The 17,165-nt window shown below is 68.6% G+C and carries 12 protein-coding genes; 1 reads left to right on the top strand and 11 read right to left on the bottom strand.

All coding sequences use genetic code 11. The annotated features are described in order from the left end of the window. Positions 1–32: 32 nt before the first annotated feature. The 3 genes from secA to ASG37_RS02575 form a co-directional block, all read right to left on the bottom strand. A complete protein-coding gene (gene secA, locus ASG37_RS02585; protein ID WP_055755779.1) occupies positions 33–2,780 on the bottom strand; it encodes a preprotein translocase subunit SecA in 2,748 nt (915 codons plus the stop codon). A gap of 92 nt (positions 2,781–2,872) precedes the next feature. Continuing rightward, positions 2,873–3,127, bottom strand: a complete 255-nt coding sequence (locus tag ASG37_RS02580; protein WP_156349025.1) for a hypothetical protein — start codon at positions 3,125–3,127, stop codon at positions 2,873–2,875. Positions 3,128–3,222: 95 nt separating this feature from the next. Then, positions 3,223–3,948 (bottom strand): energy transducer TonB, encoded by a 726-nt coding sequence (locus ASG37_RS02575; RefSeq protein ID WP_162233447.1) that lies wholly within the window; start codon positions 3,946–3,948, stop codon positions 3,223–3,225. 128 nt (positions 3,949–4,076) lie between these two features. On the opposite strand from ASG37_RS02575, the gene argJ reads away from it, so the two are divergent. After that, on the top strand, positions 4,077–5,303 hold the full coding sequence (gene argJ / locus ASG37_RS02570) for a bifunctional glutamate N-acetyltransferase/amino-acid acetyltransferase ArgJ (RefSeq protein WP_055755773.1): 1,227 nt from the start codon (positions 4,077–4,079) through the stop codon (positions 5,301–5,303). Here argJ and ASG37_RS17540 read toward each other — a convergent pair. From ASG37_RS17540 to ASG37_RS02530, 8 genes are read right to left on the bottom strand one after another with little or no spacing between them, the layout of a single operon-like run. Next, on the bottom strand, positions 5,281–5,883 hold the full coding sequence (locus ASG37_RS17540) for a hypothetical protein (protein ID WP_156349024.1): 603 nt from the start codon (positions 5,881–5,883) through the stop codon (positions 5,281–5,283). The genes argJ and ASG37_RS17540 overlap by 23 nt on opposite strands. Beyond that, positions 5,883–6,206, bottom strand: a complete 324-nt coding sequence (gene trxA / locus ASG37_RS02560; RefSeq protein ID WP_055755769.1) for a thioredoxin — start codon at positions 6,204–6,206, stop codon at positions 5,883–5,885. The genes ASG37_RS17540 and trxA overlap by 1 nt, the downstream gene beginning before the upstream one ends. 49 nt (positions 6,207–6,255) lie before the next feature. Further along, complete coding sequence (gene addA / locus ASG37_RS02555) at positions 6,256–9,684, bottom strand: double-strand break repair helicase AddA (RefSeq protein WP_055755766.1); 3,429 nt, start codon at positions 9,682–9,684, stop codon at positions 6,256–6,258. Continuing rightward, positions 9,671–12,640, bottom strand: coding sequence for a double-strand break repair protein AddB (gene addB, locus ASG37_RS02550; RefSeq protein ID WP_055755765.1), 2,970 nt, complete (start codon positions 12,638–12,640; stop codon positions 9,671–9,673). The genes addA and addB overlap by 14 nt, the downstream gene beginning before the upstream one ends. Further along, positions 12,633–13,388 carry a nucleotidyltransferase family protein gene (locus ASG37_RS02545; protein WP_055755763.1) on the bottom strand — a complete coding sequence of 252 codons (756 nt, stop codon included), beginning with the start codon at positions 13,386–13,388 and terminating at the stop codon, positions 12,633–12,635. Before ASG37_RS02545 ends, addB begins: the two co-directional genes overlap by 8 nt. Next, a complete protein-coding gene (locus tag ASG37_RS02540; protein ID WP_055755761.1) occupies positions 13,385–14,356 on the bottom strand; it encodes an aminoglycoside phosphotransferase family protein in 972 nt (323 codons plus the stop codon). Before ASG37_RS02540 ends, ASG37_RS02545 begins: the two co-directional genes overlap by 4 nt. Beyond that, the gene (gene tsaE, locus ASG37_RS02535; RefSeq protein ID WP_055755759.1) at positions 14,341–14,784 is read right to left on the bottom strand and encodes a tRNA (adenosine(37)-N6)-threonylcarbamoyltransferase complex ATPase subunit type 1 TsaE; all 444 of its coding nucleotides are present in this window, start codon (positions 14,782–14,784) and stop codon (positions 14,341–14,343) included. Before tsaE ends, ASG37_RS02540 begins: the two co-directional genes overlap by 16 nt. Then, positions 14,781–17,126 carry a sensor histidine kinase gene (locus ASG37_RS02530; RefSeq protein WP_055755756.1) on the bottom strand — a complete coding sequence of 782 codons (2,346 nt, stop codon included), beginning with the start codon at positions 17,124–17,126 and terminating at the stop codon, positions 14,781–14,783. The genes tsaE and ASG37_RS02530 overlap by 4 nt, the downstream gene beginning before the upstream one ends. Positions 17,127–17,165: the final 39 nt, after the last annotated feature.

Below are 17,165 nucleotides of genomic sequence, written 5' to 3'. Positions count from 1 at the left end.
CATAACGGGACGTTGTCGCCCCGCCCCCGTCCTCACGCCACCAGCGCGCCGTGGCAATGCTTGTACTTGCGCCCCGATCCGCACGGGCACGGCGCGTTGCGGCTGACCCGCCCTTCCCAGCTTGCCGGATCGTCGCCCAATGCTTCCGCGTCGCCGATCGGCATCTGCAGCGTCGGCACATGGGTGGAAATCAGTCCGCGCGTCGCCGCATCGATGTCCCAGGTGTCGTCCTCGCCGGTCAGCGGATCGATGTGCATCGTCAGGAAATCGGGCAGCTCGGGCAGTTCGGGCGGGGCGGAGAAATTGAAGTTCGCATGCGCCATCGTTCGCGTCACGTCCTCGCGAATGCCCGACAGCATCCGCTCGAACAGCGCGAACGCCTCCTGCTTATATTCGTTGATCGGCGTCTTCTGCGCATAGGCGCGCAGATGGATCACCGCCCGCAGCGCGTCGAGCATCGCCAGATGCTCCTTCCAGTGATGGTCGAGCGTCTGGAGCAGGATCGACTTCTCGATCTGCGTCCAGCCCTCGGGATCGAGTTCGGCCGCCTTCTGGTCGACCAGCGCGTCGGCCTCGACGCGGACCCGCTCCTCGATCGTCTCGGCGTCGAGCCCGTCCTCGTTGGCGACCCAGTCGGCGACCGGCGCGTCGACGCCCAGCAGTTCCTGCGCCTGCTCGCGCAGACCCTCGACATTCCACTGTTCGGGATAGCTGTCGGGCGGCACCGCCGCGCCGACCACCGAATTGACGACCGCATGGCGCATGTCGATCACCACGTCGCCCACTGCATCGGCATCCATGATGTCGGCGCGCTGTTCGTAGATGACCTTGCGCTGGTCGTTCATCACGTCGTCGTATTCGACGACCTGTTTGCGCACGTCGTAGTTGCGCGCCTCGACCTTGCGCTGCGCCGTCTCGATCGCGCGGCTCAGCCACTTGCTGCCAATCGCCTCGCCGTCCTCGATGTTGTTGCGCATCATCTTGGCGAACAGCGTGTCCGGCCCGAAGATGCGCAATAGATCGTCGTCGAGGCAGAGGTAGAAGCGCGACAGCCCCGGATCGCCCTGACGGCCCGAGCGGCCGCGCAACTGGTTGTCGATGCGGCGGCTCTCGTGCCGTTCGGTGCCGAGCACGAACAGGCCGCCGGCGGCGAGCACCGCCTGTTTTTCCTCGATGATCTCGGCACGGATACGCGCGGCGACCGCGTCATATTCGCTGGTGCCCTCGACCAGATCGGGATGCTCGTCGAGCATGCGGAATTCGAGGTTGCCGCCCAACTGGATGTCGGTGCCGCGCCCGGCCATGTTGGTCGCGATCGTCACCGCGCCCAGCCGCCCGGCCTGTGCCACGATATGCGCTTCCATCTCGTGATAGCGCGCGTTCAGGACCTTGTGATCCACCTGCTCCTGCGTAAGAAAGTCGGAGAGCAGTTCGGACTTCTCGATCGAGACGGTGCCGACCAGCACCGGCTGCCCCTGCGAGGCATGGTCGCGGATCTTCTTGGCGATCGCCCGGAACTTGTCCTCGAGCGTCTTGTAGAACTCGTCCTCCTCGTCGACGCGGCGGACGGGAACGTTGGTCGGAATCGACACGACGTTCATCTTGTAGATGTCGAAGAATTCGGGCGCCTCGGTCGCCGCCGTGCCGGTCATGCCCGACAGCTTGGGATACATGCGGAAATAATTCTGGAAGGTGATCGATGCCAGCGTCTGGTTCTCCGGCTCGATCGTCACGCCTTCCTTGGCCTCGGTCGCCTGGTGCAGACCATCGGACCAGCGGCGGCCGTCCATCATGCGGCCAGTGAACTCGTCGATGATGACGACCTTGCCGTCCTTGACGATATAATCGGTGTCGCGCTTGAACATGATGTTGGCGCGCAACGCCTGGTTGACGTGATGCACGACCTGCGTGTTCTCGAAATCATACAGGTTCGCGCCGATCAGCAGCCCGGCGTCCTCCAGCATCCGTTCGACCTTTTCGGTGCCGTCCTCGGTCAGCACGATCGACTTCTGCTTTTCGTCCTTCTCGTAATCGTCGGCCGACAGCCGCTGCACGACCTCGTTGACCGAGCGGTACAGGTCCGACTTGTCGTCGGTCGGACCCGAGATGATGAGCGGAGTGCGCGCCTCGTCGATCAGGATCGAATCGACCTCGTCAACGATCGCGAAGGCGAACGGCCGCTGCGTCATCGACGCGCGGTCGAACTTCATATTGTCGCGCAGGTAGTCGAAGCCGAACTCGTTGTTCGTGCCATAGGTGATGTCGCTGCCATAGGCGGCACGACGTTCGCCATCGCTCAGGTTCGGCACGATGACGCCGGTGGTGAGCCCCAGGAAGCCATAGACCCGGCCCATCTGCTCGGCATCGCGCCGCGCCAGATAGTCGTTGACCGTGACGACATGGACGCCGTCGCCGGGCAGCGCGTTGAGGTAACAGGCCAGCGTCGCGACCAGCGTCTTGCCCTCGCCGGTGCGCATCTCGGCGATCTCGCCACGGTGGAGCACGATGCCGCCGACCATCTGCACGTCGAAATGGCGCATGCCGAGCACCCGGCGCGACGCCTCGCGGACCGTCGCGAACGCTTCGGGCAGCAGCGAGTCGATCTTTTCGCCGTTCGCCAGTCGTTCGCGCAACTTCGGCGTCTGCGCCGCCAGATCCTCATCGGACAATGCGGTCAACCGCGCTTCGAACTCGTTGATCTTGGTGACGATCGATCCGAGCGACTTGACGTACCGGTCGTTGGATGACCCGAACAGGGATTTGGCGAGACCACCGAACATGGGCTGGTATTCCTTGAAATGGCGAGCGCGCACCGCAACGGGTTCGGCGGCTGCGCGGAAATAACGGGAGGACGAAAGGCGCCGGGTACGCGCTATTCGTGGGTGCGCAGCGTCCGCGCGCGCACCGCGACATGCGGCGCGGGCGTCAGGAACAGCGGTTGTGGATTGCGCAGCAATGGCTGATCGGGACGCGCGACGGCCATCGACGGTGCCTCGACGATCGCGACCGCGATCTGTCCGGCCACTGCCTGCGCCTCGGCTACCTGCCGCGCCTGAAGCGCGCCCACGCCCGGCAACAGGCCGGTCAGGCCCGTCAGCAGCGCAGAGAGAAACAGCAGCAAACGCAAGCAGGTCGTCCAGACGTTGTCGTTTCGCGACGGATGACCGGTCGCATAGGTTCGAGACATAGGGAAGCGGTGGCCCCGCGTCCAGCCGGGGCGCGTCACTTCGCGGGCTGGAAGGCCCAGCGGGTTTCGTAGGAAACCCGGTGCGGGCGGCCGTCCAGTGGCGGCGCATAGCTCCGCCCTGTCTCGCAGGGCACGATTCCCTTGCCTGACTCCCGCTGGGAACAATCGGCGACGACCCCGTCCGGTTGCAACGTGAAGCTGCGCTCAACCGTCCAGTTCGGTGGCACGTCGCTCGTGGGCGCGTTCAGCGGCATCGTGTCGCCTTCCACGATCTGCGTCACCATGCGCGTCGCCACCCCGTTACGGTATCGGCCGGTCATGAACTGGCTGACGGCCAATGAGTCGCCCACCCGCAGGCAAGCCGGCATTTCGGCACCGATGTCGCCGGACGCACGACCGGTACAGCCGACGATCTTGCCATCGCCATCGAACGTCAGTTGTTCGATCAGTGCAAAGGAGTGTGCCGGCGCCGGACTGGCGACAGTCGATGGCAGGGTCCATCGAACCCGCCGTGGCGAGGTGCCGGCAACCGCCTTGCCGCTCGCGTCCCTTGCCGGTTCAAAGCGGGCGCGGGGGATCATGGCGTTGCATGCGGCATCATCCAATATCGTGCTGCCGCTGGATATGACGATCGAGCAACCCGTTGCCCGGCCTGCCGGATCGACCGAAAAGGCAAGCTCGACCGTGCCGGCCAGATTTTTCGTCAGTGCCTCGGCCGGATAATCGTCGTGCGTTATCCACGACGCCGGATCGATCGGCACCGGCGCGCTTTGTCCCAAAGCCCCGCCACCCCAACAAAGCGTTGCAACCGCCGCGCCCATGCGTAGGAACCGCCGCATATCCATCCCCTGCCCCATATCCGGTGCAGGCTAGACCGGGACCCACGCCCATGTCGACTGCCACCTCCCCGCTCGCCACGCCGTTTCCCGCGCTGCCGCCGATCGGCGGGGTGACGCTGCGGGTCGCGCGCGCGCGCTACAAGACATGGGACCGCACCGACCTGACCTTCGCGACGCTGGCCGAGGGGACGGCAGTGGCCGGCGTGCTGACCAACAGCAAATGCCCCTCGCCCGAGGTCGAATGGTGCCGCCGGGCGCTGGTGCTGGGCCGCGCACGCGCGCTGGTGGTCAATGCCGGCAATTCGAACGCCTTCACCGGCGACCGCGGCCGTGCCGCCGTGGAGGCGATCGCCGCGCGCACCGCGCAGGCGGTCGGCTGCCAGCCGTCCGACGTGTTCGTCGCCTCGACCGGGGTGATCGGGGTGCCGTTGCCGATCGACAAGGCGGAGGCGGGACTCGACGCCGCCTTCGTCGCCAATCCGTGCGACTGGGAAGCGGCGGCCGAGACGATCGGCACCACCGACACCTTCACCAAGGGCGCGTTCGTCACCGCCAAGGTCGGCGACCGCACGGTGAAGCTGGCCGGCATCATCAAGGGGTCGGGGATGATCGCGCCCGACATGGCGACGATGCTCGGCTTCATTTTCACCGATGCGGCGGTCGATCCCGCCTTCCTGCAATCGGCGCTGGAAGCCGCCAATCGCCAGACCTTCTCGTGCATCACGGTCGACGGCGATACCTCGACCAGCGACACCGTGCTCGCCTTCGCAACCGGTGCGGCGGGCGGCGATCCGATCGCGTCGTTCGACGATGACGGCGCGGACGCGTTTGCCGCCGCACTGCACGACCTGTGCCGTCAACTCGCGCATCTGGTGGTCCGCGACGGCGAAGGCGCATCGAAGTTCATCGCCGTGACCGTCGAGGGGGCGAGCAGCGATGGCAGCGCCCACCGCATCGCGATGAGCATCGCCAACTCACCCTTGGTCAAGACCGCCATCGCCGGCGAGGACGCCAACTGGGGCCGCGTGGTGATGGCGGTCGGCAAGGCGGGCGAGCCGGCCGAACGTGACAAGCTCGCCATCCGCTTCGGCACGACGCAGGTGGCCGAAGGCGGTCTTGCTGTCACCGGCTACGACGAAGCCCCGGTCGCCGCGCATCTCAAGGGGCAGGACATCGAGATCGGTGTGAACCTGAACCTCGGCGAAGGCCATGCGACGGTATGGACCTGCGACCTGACGCATGGCTACATCTCGATCAACGCCGATTACCGGAGTTGATCGTGCGTAGGTCGAAGGCATCGGGTAGATAGCCGTCGTAGGTCGCGAGCTGATCGGCCGATACCAGTCGATCGATCAGCACCATCCGACGGCTCATGCCCATATGGCCATAGCGTCCCGTTCGTTTGGGTTCCCGACCAACAAAGCGAACACGCCAGACCCGGGTCCGGCCATCGCCTTTGTCCGTCCGCTGCATTCCGACGAGCGGTTCGATGCGAAGGTCAGACCGTTCATCCATGCTGAACCAGATTCGGGGAACCTGGTCATATCGTCCGTTCAGCCTTTCCTGCGGCACAAACCGCTGGCCCTCGAACTCGTCGATATAGATGCCATCATAGGATTTGGGCGGCGCGAAGTCGTAGCAGCGACGGGCACCGATGAAGGCGTCAAATTCGAATGAGCCGTCTCGTTCGCGTTTCCAACATCTGGTGAGAGGATCGTTCCCGGTCAGGAACAGGACGCTTCGGTCGTACAGCGCTTTGACCGAAGGCCTTTGGGTTCGTGACGCCAACGCCACGACCAGACACGCCAAAACCAGAAGGGCGAAGATCGCGGAACCGATCTTCGCCCTTCGTGTCATCAGCCCAGTTCACCCTCGAGCCACGCCTTCAACTGGCTCTTGGGCCGCGCGCCGAGCAGGTCGGCGACCGGCTGGCCGTTCTTGAAGAGCTTGAGCAGCGGAATCGACTGGACGCCCATCGACCCGGCAATTTCGGGGTTGGCCATGATGTCGACCTTGGCGATCGTCACCTTGTCGCCCAGTTCGTCGGCGATCTCTTCGAGCGCCGGGGCGATCATCTTGCACGGCCCGCACCAGTCCGCCCAGAAATCGACCAGCACCGGCTTGTCGGATTGCAGCACGTCGGCGGAAAAGCTGGTGTCGGTCACGGTCTTGGTCGGCATGGGAAATTCTCCTTCTTGACCCCGTATCTATGGGCGGCGGCGTGCGACCTCAAGCTTCGCCCGCGTAGCTTTGTTCCCCCGCGCGATAGCCCGGCTTGTGACGGGCAAGCAGCGCGTCGGGCAACACGAACATCGTCGGCCCGGCGGTGTAGAGCAGCGCCGCCTCGATCGCATGGTCGGGAAAGATCACCGTCAGCGCGGCGGCATAGGCCGCCATCTGCTTGAGATGATAGACCGGAATGTCCTCGATCGACGCGGGCACCCGCCGCCCGGTCTTGAAATCGACCACGCGGACCCGCGTGTCGCCGATGCACAGCCGGTCGACGGTGCCGGCAACCACGTCGCCGCCGGGCAACGCGGCGGCGATCGGCGCTTCGGCCAGCGCATCGGGGCCGAACAGGTCGGCGAACTGCGGATCGTCGAGGATCGCCATCGCGTCGCGCGTCATCCGTCGGCGCAGGCCGGCATCGCTCACCCCCGCCGCCCCGGCCAGCCAGCGCTCGGCCGCATCGGCACGCGCGTCGCGCGGCAGGTCGGGCAGGCGTTCGAACAACTGGTGGAGCAGCCGCCCGCGCTCCGCCGCCGCGCGCATCGTCGCCGATGGCGGCGGATCGGCCACCTCATCCTCGCCCAGCGCTGACGGGGCCAGCGGGCGCGATGGCCGCGCCTCGCGCGGGGCGGGCACATGCAGCCAGTCGGGAACGGCAGCCATGCCGGGCCGGCTCGCGGCACGCCGCAGCCGCGCGGGGGCTGGCGCTTCGTCGCGCGTGCCGGTGAACACCCGCTCGCCGTCCTGCTCCGCCGCGCCCAGCGAATCGAATGCCGCCGCCGCCGCGCTGTACCAACTGAGCGCCGGCGGAATGCCGGCGCATTGGGCCGAGGGTGCGCCGGCGATCACCAGCCGTTCCTCGGCACGAGTCGCCGCGACATAGAACAGCCGCCAATGTTCCTGAAGCTCGCGCGCGTCGACCGCCGCAGCGGCATCGTCGACCGGCGTGCCGAGTTCGGCGGGACGCGGACGAAACACCGGAAACGCCTCGCCATCGTGACCATCAGGGCGCCAACGGATGATGTCGCGCCGACTTTTGGCGGGATCGATCGCGGCATCCGCCAGCAACACCAGCGGTGCCTGCAACCCCTTGGAGCCATGCGCGGTCATTACCCGCACCGCGCCGCCCGCCGCACCTGCGTCGCGCTTGATCTCCACCTCGCCCCGGTCGAACCATTCGACGAAGCGTTGCAGCGACGGCGTCGCCACCGCCTCGAATGACAGCGCGGCATTGAGCAATTCGTCGATCGGGTCGTGCGCTTCCGCGCCCAGCCGCGCGACCAGCCGCCGCCGCCCGTCCAGCTCGCCCGACAGGATTTCCTCGAGGAAGCGATAGGGCGTGGTGAAATCGGCACGGCGCAGGATGCGCGACAACGGCTCGACCGCCTCGCTGTCGCGCTGGCGCAGGTGCCGCCACAGGCTCCCGCCCTCGCGCAGCGCGCCGGCCAGCAACTGCTCCTGCGTCCAGCCGATCAGCGGCGACACCAGCAAATTGGCGAGACTAAGGTCGTCGTCGGGCTGGAGCGCGAAGCGGATCGCCGCCAGCAGATCCTGCACCGCCAGCGGCGCGTCGAGCCGCAGCCGGTCGACGCCCGCCACCGGCACTCCCTCGGCATACAGGCGCGCGACGATCAGCGAGGCGAGGTCGCCGCGGCGCTTCACCAGCACCATCACGTCGCCCGCCTCCAGCATCCGCCCTTTCGACGCCAGCGGCAGCGTGCCGATCCAGCCCTTGATCGCCCGCGCGATGTCGCGGGCAATGACGCGGGTCGAATCGTCGATCCAGCCTTCCTCGTCGTCTCCCGCCGCCTCGACCACGGTCGGCGCCCACAGCGTTACGCTGCCCGGCCCCGGCACTTCGCTGGCGTGCGCCTCTGGCCGGTCGATCCCCATGCCGTTGCCCGGCAAGGCGGCAATCGCCGCGTCGACGAATTCCAGCACCGGCCGCGTCGTGCGGAAGCTGTGCGTCAGCGACAGCGTATCCAGCTCGCGGGCAGCGCCATGATAGCCCGGCGGCAGTTCGGCACGGCGGGTGAAGTCGCGGTGCGCCGCCTCGAAGAAGATCGGGTCGGTGCCCTGGAAACCGAAGATCGCCTGTTTGTAATCGCCGACGACGAATAGCGTCCGCATCCCCGCCGCGCGCACCGCGTCGCCGCTGAAATATTCCTCCACCAGCGACCGGACGATCGCCCATTGCTGGGGATTGGTGTCCTGCGCCTCGTCGATCAGGACATGTTCGGTCGTCTGGTCGAGCTTGAAGCGCACCCACTCGCCGATGCCGGGTTGCGCCAGCAGCTTCAACGTCTCGCGGATAAGGTCGTCGAAATCGACCCCGCCGACCCGGCGCTTGGCGCGGGCATAGGCATCGGCATAGGCCCGCCCCGCCTCCAGCGCGCCGGCCAGCGCATCGGCATAGCCCGCCTGGCCCCGCAGCGCGATCAGTTCGGCGGCGCGCGTCCCCACCCCGGTCGCCAGTTCGTTGTGATCGGGTTCGGCGGCCAGCACCTTGGGCTTGGCGACTTTCAGCGTATCCTTCTGGGTGAAGAACATCGCGCGGACCTCGTCCAGTCGCCGCGAACGGTCGTGCGGCGTCGACGCCAGCCAGCCCAGGATCGCGCCGGACAGTTTCGTCCCGGTCGGCGTTCCCCATGCCCGGTTGGCGGCGGCAAGCCGTTCGAGCGCATCGGTATCGAAGGCGTCGTCGCTGCATTCGCTCGCGATCACCTGCTCGATGTCGCCCATCGGCAGGTCGAACGCGCGGCGCAGGAACGGCTGGATGCCGCTCGGCAGTTCCGCCATCGCCTGCGGTTGCCTCGCACATTCGCGTAAGTACGTCTCGGCCGCGCCCTCGCCCATGCGCAGGCTCATCGCGGCGATCGCATCGCCGATCCGCGTCGATCCGCCGCGCTGTTCGGCGACCAGCAGTTCGGCCAGCGCCTCGCGCGCCATGCCCGCTTCCTCGCGCGCCTCCAGCGGACGGAAGCCCGGCACCAGCCCCGCCTCGACCGGGAAGCCGGCGAGCAGGCTCTGGCAGAAGCCGTGGATCGTCTGGATCCGCACGCCGCCGCCCGGCGCATCGAGCACCCGCGCGAACAGCGTCCGCGCGCGCGCGATCAGCGCGTCGTCGTTCACATCCTCGCCCAGCGCGAACAGATCGAACTTCAATTCCTCGCGCGGCAACCGTACCCAGCGGGCGAGGCGCGAGGAAATCCGCTCGGCCATCTCGGCCGCGCCCGCCTTGGTAAAGGTCAGACACAGGATCGCGGCGGGATCGACGCCGCGCAACAGCAGCCGGAACACCCGCGCCGACAGGACGTGCGTCTTGCCGGTCCCCGCCGAGGCGGAGAGCCACACATGGCGATGCGGATCGCTCGCCGCCGCCTGATCGTCCTTCAGACGCTGGAGCGCCTTTACCTCACTCACGGCCATACCATTCGTCACGACGCATCAACTGGTCATACTCGGCATAGGGGGCGTGTTCGGGGACCAGCTTGGCGACGAACGCCTCGTCACCGGTCAGGAAACGGCCGACCGCTTCCTCGAAATGGCGTTTGGCGAGGGCAACGAAGTCCGCGGTCGCCACCTTCCTGCCGCCCGATCCATCGGCCGATACCGGGGTCGCCATCTTGCCGAACCGGTCCTTGTCCTTGGTCAGCGACCAATATTCGAACGCCGCCGCCGTGCCCGTGATCCGCGGAAACGCCCCGCGCTCGGCCATCAACCCCAACAGCCCCAGTTGCAGGCTGTATCCTGCCGCTACTGCCTTCGCGCTCGGGGCCTTGCCGGTCTTGTAGTCGATGATCGCCAGCGTTCCGTCCGCCGCCCGGTCGATCCGGTCGGCCTTGCCGGTCAGCTCCACCCCGGCGATCTCCAGCCGGCCCGCCGCCTCGACACCGATGACGCTGCGCCCCTCGGCCAGCTTCTCGTGGGTGAACGCCGCCACCCAGTCGATCGCTTCGCGCAACCGTGGCACCCACAAGGCACGCAACAGCGGATGGGTGCGCGGATCGTCGCGCAGCGCGTCCAGCCTGCGCCCCAGCTTCACCGGGTCCAGCCCGTCCTCGACCGCCCAATGCTCCAGCACGCCATGCACCGCCGTGCCGCGCCACGCCGCGCTCGGATCGGCATCGACCGCGTCTAGCGGCACCAGCCGCAACATCCGCCGCGCATAAAAGGCGTACGGATCGGCCTTCAGCCGGTCCACTTCCGTCACCGAAATCCGCCGGGGCCTCAGCGCCACCGGCGGCCGTGGCGCCGGCCGGAGAGCGGCGGCGAACGCCGCCGGCGTATCGATCGCCCGCGCCCAGTCGCGCAACGCGGCCGCACGCTCCAGCCCGTCGTCGAGCGCCTGCAACCGCAGCCACAGCCGCGACGCGATCGTCGGCGCAGTCGCATCGCGCGCCGCCCGCGTCAGCACCACCTCGCGCCCGCCCAGCGCCGCCGCGAAATCGAACGCCGACAGCCCGATCCGCCGATCGAGGCCGGCCAGCCCCAGTTCCTGGCGGATACGCGGTGCCAGCCACGGATCGGGCGCGGGCAGCGCGGGCCACACCCCTTCGTTCAACCCGCCCAGGATCATCAGGTCGGCGCTCTGCAACCGCGCTTCGAGCAGCCCGAGGATCGCCAGCCGGGGATGCGCGCCCTGCGCCGGCCGTACCGCCACCTCGTCCAGCAACAGTCGCAGCAACATCGGCAACGCCGCCGGATCGATCACCGGCGGCCCGAGCGACGCCTGCGCCTCCAGCTCGGCGATGCGTTCCGCCGCGCCGCGCCCTTCGGGCCGCCGCCACGCCGCATCGCCCGCCAGCGCGGTCGCGCTCTCGCGCACCAGCGCCAGCAGATCGGCCAGCGGCTGCGGACCACCGGCAAAGGCGCGCGCCAAGGGCGTCAGCAACACCCGCGCCTCTTCCCAGAACGGCAGCGCCGCCGCGCGGATCGCCGCGTCGCGCGGATCGCCCTCGCTCAGATGCCGGTCGATGCCCGCCAGTCCCGCCGCCGGGCGCGGCCCCCTGAGTGCCCGGTCGAGCCGTCGCACCCCGTCGAGCCAGCCGATCCGGTCGCCGTCCTGCCGCACCAGCGGATGCTTGAGCAGCGCCAGCAGCGCGACCGGCGCGAACCCCTGCGTCGCCGCCTCGACCAGCGCCAGCAGCAGCGTGCCCGGCGCCATCAGCGACAGCGGCTGCCCCGCCGAATCGTCGATCGCGATGTCCCACCGCGCCATATGCGCCGCCACCCGGCGCGCCAGCGTCCGGTCGGGCGTCACCAGCGCGGCGGTGCGCGCCGGCGTCTCCAATGCCTCGCGCAGCGCGATGGCAATCGCCTGTGCTTCCTCGGCCGGGGTGGCGAGTTCGACCATCCGCACCCCCGACAGCCGCCGGTCGGCGGGCGGTACGTCGATCCAGTGGTGGGTACGATCGGCCGGGGCCAGCGCGGTGGCGATCGCCCGGCTGCGCGTCGGTGTCGCGTCATGCTCGCTCGCCGCCTGCCAGCGCAGGAATTCGTGCCGGCCGACCCGCATCCGGTCGAGCAGCAGCTTCAGGTGAAACTGCGGATGCGTCTCGATCGATCGCTTGCGCCGCCCCGTCACCGGATCGGGTTCATGCGGCCCGAGCGACGCCCATTCGCCGTCGTCCATCGCGGTATCGAGGCCGGGCAGCACCACCATGCCGCGCTCCATCCCCGCGATACAGCGCAGCAACTGCGCCACGGCGGGGGCATTGGTGGTGATGCCCGCCGAACACACGAACCCGCGCGGCGGCGTGGCGGTCCAGCGGGCGCACAACCGCCGCAAGAGCAGCGTGCGCCGCTCGGCCATGTCGATCTGCCCCAGCGCCGCCAGTTCGTGCGGCCAGCGATCGAGCACGATGCGGAACAGTTCGAGCGAGCGTTCCCAATGCGCCGACAGCGATTCATCGACGTCGAGCGTGGCCAGCCGCGCCGGATCGACTTCCTCGACCAGCAACTGGTCGAGCGTGTTGGCGAGATCGCCCGCCAGCCGCATCGCCTCCGCCCCGTCGACCGGGCGACCGGCGCGCGTCCGCTCCTCGCTGACCAGCCGGGCGAGGATCATCCGCCGTGCCAGCGGATCGACGGCGGGCGGCACCGGTTCGGGCGCGTCGGCCGGATCGGCGAAGGCCCCGGCGGCTTCCTCGACTTCGGGGTCGCCGATCGCGACCAGTCGGGGGAGCAGCAACCCGCCGCCACTGGCGCGGACGAATGCTTCCTGCACCGTCCGCTTGGCACGGTTGGTCGGCACCAGCACCACGCCCTGCGCCAGCCGCATCCGGTCGCCGCCGAACCGCCGGATCAGCCCGACCGCCAGCGCATCGGCGAATGCCCGGTGGATCGGGATGGTATAGAGGTTGAGGCGCTTCGCCTCAGCCATCAGCCAACACCGCTTCGGTGTACGGGATCGCCGCCGGCGTACCGACGTCGAACCACAGCCCCTGATGCACCGCGCCGAACGCGCGGCCCGCCTCGATTGCGCGGTTCCAGAACAGGTTGGTCGAGAACGCCCCTTCGGGCCAGTCGGCGATCACCCGCGGCGACAATATCTGCACGCCCGTGAACACGAACGGCGCCAGCCGCCCCGGCTTGCGCCGCCCGGTGATCCGCCCCAGCGCGTCGAGGTGAAAATCGCCCTGCCCGCGATGGCTCTGCGCCTGCGCCAGCGGCACCAACAGCAGCAGCGCATCCATCGTCGCGTCGTCCCACAGCGCGCTCAACAGCCGGATCGAATCGATCGGCCCGTCGACCCACAAATTGTCGCTGTTGACGCAGACGAACGGCTTGTCCCCGATGAGGTCCCGCGCCTGCACCAGCCCGCCGCCGGTTTCCAGCAATCGGCCCCGCTCGTCGGACACCGCGATGTCGATGCCCTTCACCCGGTGCTTCAGGTGCGCTTCCATCGCATCGGCAAGGTAATGGACGTTCACCACCGCACGCTTCACGCCCGCCCCGCGCAGCCGGTCGAACACATGATCAATCAGCGGCTTGCCCGCCACCTCGACCAGCGGCTTGGGTCGCATCGCGGTGAGCGGGCGCATGCGCTTGCCCAGCCCCGCCGCCATCACCATCGCGGTTTCGGGCACCGCTGCCTGCGGATTGGGGCGGATCGAACGAAGGGTAGTCATGCGATTTCCTGTGGGTTCCCGCGCCGGTCTGCCGGGATATTGTCGTCGAACCAGCGCGTGAGGTCTGCCAGCGCCGGATGCCGCAGATCGCGCTCCAGATACGCCCAGACGCGCGGGCACAGCACGCCATAGCGCAGCTTGCCGTCGCGCCGCCACAACCGGGTGAAGATGCCGAGAATCTTGGCGTTCCGCTGCGCGCCGAACAGGTGATAGGCCACGTCGAACCCCTCGCCCGCCCCGGTCGCGGCGCGATAGCGCGCGAGCATCGCCGTCTCGATTTCCGGGCTCACGTCGCGCCGTGCGTCCTGCAACAACGACATCAGATCATAGGCGGGATGCCCCGCCAGCGCGTCCTGAAAATCGAGCAGACCGAGCCGATCGTCGGCGAGCAGCATCAGATTTTCGGCATGATAGTCGCGCAGGACCGTCGTGACCGGCATCGGCTCGATCGCGTCGAACGCGCGGTCCCATGCCGCGCGATACCCCGCCGCATCGACGGTCAGGTTCAGCGCGCCGCAATACCATTCGATCATCAGATCGGCTTCGCGCAGAATGAAGGCACGGTCGTAGGGCGGAACCGGCGCGGCCTCATGCTGCTGCAACCGCAGCAACTGATCGACCGCCGCCGCATAGAGTTCGCCCCCACGCTCGGGGGCCACGTCGAGCGCCTCGCGCATCCGGTCGTCGCCGAAATCCTCGACCAGCATGAAGCCGGCGTCGGGATCGTCGGCGAGGATAGCGGGGGCAGGAAAATCCCGGTCGGTCAGCCATGCCGCCATGGTGGCGAACTTGCGCGTATCCTCGGGTGGCGGCGCATCCATCAGCACCGCGCTACGGGCACCGTCCTCGACTCGGTAATAGCGCCGGAACGACGCATCGACCGCCAGCGGCACGACGCGCGCGTCGCCCCAGCCAGCGGCGGTCAGGAAAGCGGATGCCGCGTCGCGCGGGTTCAGGTCAGCGGCCATCGGTGTTCCCAAGCGGGCGGCACCCGCGCTGTCAAGCTACGCCCGCCGCCATCGGCGAACGCCAGCGTCAGCCACAGCGCATCGTCCCATTCGGCATCGGGCAATCGTTCGGGCCATTCGACCAGCAGCACTGCATCGTCGCGCGCATCGTCGAGGCCCAGTTCGACGACCTCGCCGGGCGATTCGATCCGATACAGGTCGACATGCAGCACGCTGATAGCGACTTCGGGCGGATCATAGGGCTGCACGATCGCGAAACTGGGCGACGGCGCCTCACCCTCCAGCCCCAGCCCGGCAAGCACGCCGCGCGCGATGCTGGTCTTGCCCGCCCCCAGCGGCCCCGACAGCGCGACGACATCACCGGCACGCACCACCCGCGCCAGTCTGCCGCCCAGCGCCAGCGCCGCAGTCTCGTCCGGCAGAATCATGGTTCGCGCGGCAGGTCGATCGTGACCAGCGTCCCCACGCCCTTCTCCGACACCAGTTCGATCGTTCCGCCATGCGCCTCGACCGCCTGCCGGGCGAGCGGCAGGTCGACGCTCAGCGCGCGTTCGCCGACCCGCGACGCGCCGGCCTGCGCGAACCGGTCGAACGCGCGGGCCACCGCCTCGGGCGACATGCCGGGGCCATCGTCGGACACCACGATCCGCACCCGCGCCGCATCGCCGTCGATATGCAGCAGCACGCGCCCACCGGGCCTAAGCCCGGTGATCGCATGGTCGAGCAGATGCCCCATCGCCTGCCGCAACCGCCGCGCATCGCCCAGCATCACGCCGGCCGACGGCGCGATCTCGCTGACCAGTTCGATGCCCCGCGCCTGCGCATCGCCCTGCACCGCCTCGACCGCATGCCCCGCGATCAGCTTCAACGGCACCGTCGCCCGCGCGATCGGCGCGGTTTCGTTGGCGGTCAGGTCGAGCGTGTCGTCGATCAGCCCACTCAACCGCTCGACCGATTCGAGGATCGCGTCGGTATAACGCCCACCATCCTCGCTCAGCTTCCCCGCATAGCCGCCCTGCAACATCTCGGCGAACCCCTTGATCGAGGTGAGCGGGGTGCGCAGTTCATAGCTCATCGATGCCACGAACGCGGTCTTGACCCGGTCTGCCGCCTCCAGCGCCTCGTTGCGGTCGCGCAGCGCCTGTTCGACGCGGCGGCTGTCGGAAATGTCGAGCATCGTCAGCAACGCGTTGCCATCGGGCAGCGGCACCGCGCCGAATTCATAATGCCGCCCGTCGGCCATCGCGAACCGGCCCGATCGCTGCATTCGCTGTTGCGTGGCGAAGCGCACCAGTTCGGGAATCAGCGTCGCCCGCCCCGGATTGGCAAGGCTGTCCGCCACTCGTTCGGCCAGCGCGTCGACGCGCGGATGGCTGTCGAGAAACGCATCGTCCAGCCCCCATACCTGCCGGAACTTGGCATTCCAGATCTGCAACCGCCCATCGGCGGCGAACACGCCCAGCGCCTCGAACAGATTGTCGAACGTCGCGGTCCGCACGCGCAGCAGCGTGTCGCGCGCGCTGGCCAGTTGCACCTGTTCGGTGCGGTCCTCGAAGATCAGCAACAACCCTCCCTCGGGCAGCGGCTGCGCCACGACGCGCAGGTGCGTGCCGCCGGGCAGGTGCCATTGTTCCTCGATCGCGCCTTCGGCCGCGCGGAACCAGTCGCGCCGCTCGGCCTTCCAGCCGGGAAAATCGCGGACTTCGGGCAGGCGCTTGGCCTCGCGCATCCGCTCGAGCACCCGGTCGAACTCGGGCCGGTCGGCGAGCCATTCGGGGCGCATCGCAAACGTCCGCCGGAACGGCTGGTTGCAGAATTCCAGCGTCCGGTCGGCGGAGAATTGCGCGACCCCCGCCGATAGCCGATCGAGCATCGATCGCTGCGCATCGCGCGCGCGCTTCAATCCGCCGCGCGCCTCCTCGATCTCGTGGACGTCGATCGCGAAGCCGCCGGTGCCGCCATCGCGCAAGGGGGTATCGTGAACGCGCAGCATCCGCCGCGCACCACCGATCGTCGCCGGCATCGCCGCCGCCTGCGGCTGACCGGTATCGCGCGCGATCGACGCACTGGCCAGCGGCCCGCCCAGTCCGACACCCTCGACCAGCTCGACCTGCCGCCCGATCACCTCCGACGCATCGGCGGCGTCGACCGCGCGGACATAGGCGGTGTTGACCATCGCAAGGCGCAGCGTGTCGTCGCGATACCACATCGGGATCGGCGCGGCTTCGATCAGGCTGGAGAGCGCCTCGAACGCCGCGCGATATTCCTCCGCCTCATGGCCCAGCGTCGCGATCTCGTCGTGAAATTCGGTCGCGTCGAAGAACCACACCAGCACCCCACCGGGCGCATGGAGTTCGTCGGGCGCGCGGTCGCCGATCGCGAACAGCGAGCGCGCGGATCCGGTCGCGCGGACGACGGTGCGGAACGGCCGCCCCCCGCGCTGCGCGGAAGTGATCGCCTCGACCAGCCGGTCGGCGCTGCCCGGCTCCAGCCCATCCTCGCCGCCCGACAGGTCGCCGAGCATCGCCGGCATGGCCGCATGGCCCAGCCGGTCGGCCAAGGGCTGCGACAGATACAGCCGCCCGTCGGCGCGCACGATCATCGACAGCGCGGGCGACGCCGCCAACGTGGCCTGAAGCGAATCGAACAGCGCCGCCTGCGCCCGGCCCGCGCGGGCGGCGGCCAGCCCGCGCCACAACGCCCAGCCGGCGACCGCGACCAACACCGCCAGCACGACGCCGCACAGGATATTGACGAGCAGGGGCGTCATGACGGGTTCGTTCGCAAGGGCATGGCAACGATGCCTAGT

The organism is Sphingomonas sp. Leaf407, assembly GCF_001425385.1.
Taxonomy (GTDB): Bacteria; Pseudomonadota; Alphaproteobacteria; order Sphingomonadales; family Sphingomonadaceae; genus Sphingomonas.
Note: the sequence above shows the minus strand (reverse complement) of the source record. Positions and strands in the feature narration are given on the sequence as shown.

What these genes read in the sequence shown, in the direction of transcription:
- secA (WP_055755779.1), bottom strand. Translation starts at nt 2,780, where the DNA reads ATGTTCGGTGGTCTCGCCAAATCCCTGTTCGGGTCATCCAACGACCGG.
- argJ (WP_055755773.1), top strand. Translation starts at nt 4,077, where the DNA reads ATGTCGACTGCCACCTCCCCGCTCGCCACGCCGTTTCCCGCGCTGCCG.
- ASG37_RS17540 (WP_156349024.1), bottom strand. Translation starts at nt 5,883, where the DNA reads ATGACACGAAGGGCGAAGATCGGTTCCGCGATCTTCGCCCTTCTGGTT.
- trxA (WP_055755769.1), bottom strand. Translation starts at nt 6,206, where the DNA reads ATGCCGACCAAGACCGTGACCGACACCAGCTTTTCCGCCGACGTGCTG.
- addA (WP_055755766.1), bottom strand. Translation starts at nt 9,684, where the DNA reads ATGGCCGTGAGTGAGGTAAAGGCGCTCCAGCGTCTGAAGGACGATCAG.
- addB (WP_055755765.1), bottom strand. Translation starts at nt 12,640, where the DNA reads ATGGCTGAGGCGAAGCGCCTCAACCTCTATACCATCCCGATCCACCGG.
- ASG37_RS02545 (WP_055755763.1), bottom strand. Translation starts at nt 13,388, where the DNA reads ATGACTACCCTTCGTTCGATCCGCCCCAATCCGCAGGCAGCGGTGCCC.
- ASG37_RS02540 (WP_055755761.1), bottom strand. Translation starts at nt 14,356, where the DNA reads ATGGCCGCTGACCTGAACCCGCGCGACGCGGCATCCGCTTTCCTGACC.
- tsaE (WP_055755759.1), bottom strand. Translation starts at nt 14,784, where the DNA reads ATGATTCTGCCGGACGAGACTGCGGCGCTGGCGCTGGGCGGCAGACTG.
- ASG37_RS02530 (WP_055755756.1), bottom strand. Translation starts at nt 17,126, where the DNA reads ATGACGCCCCTGCTCGTCAATATCCTGTGCGGCGTCGTGCTGGCGGTG.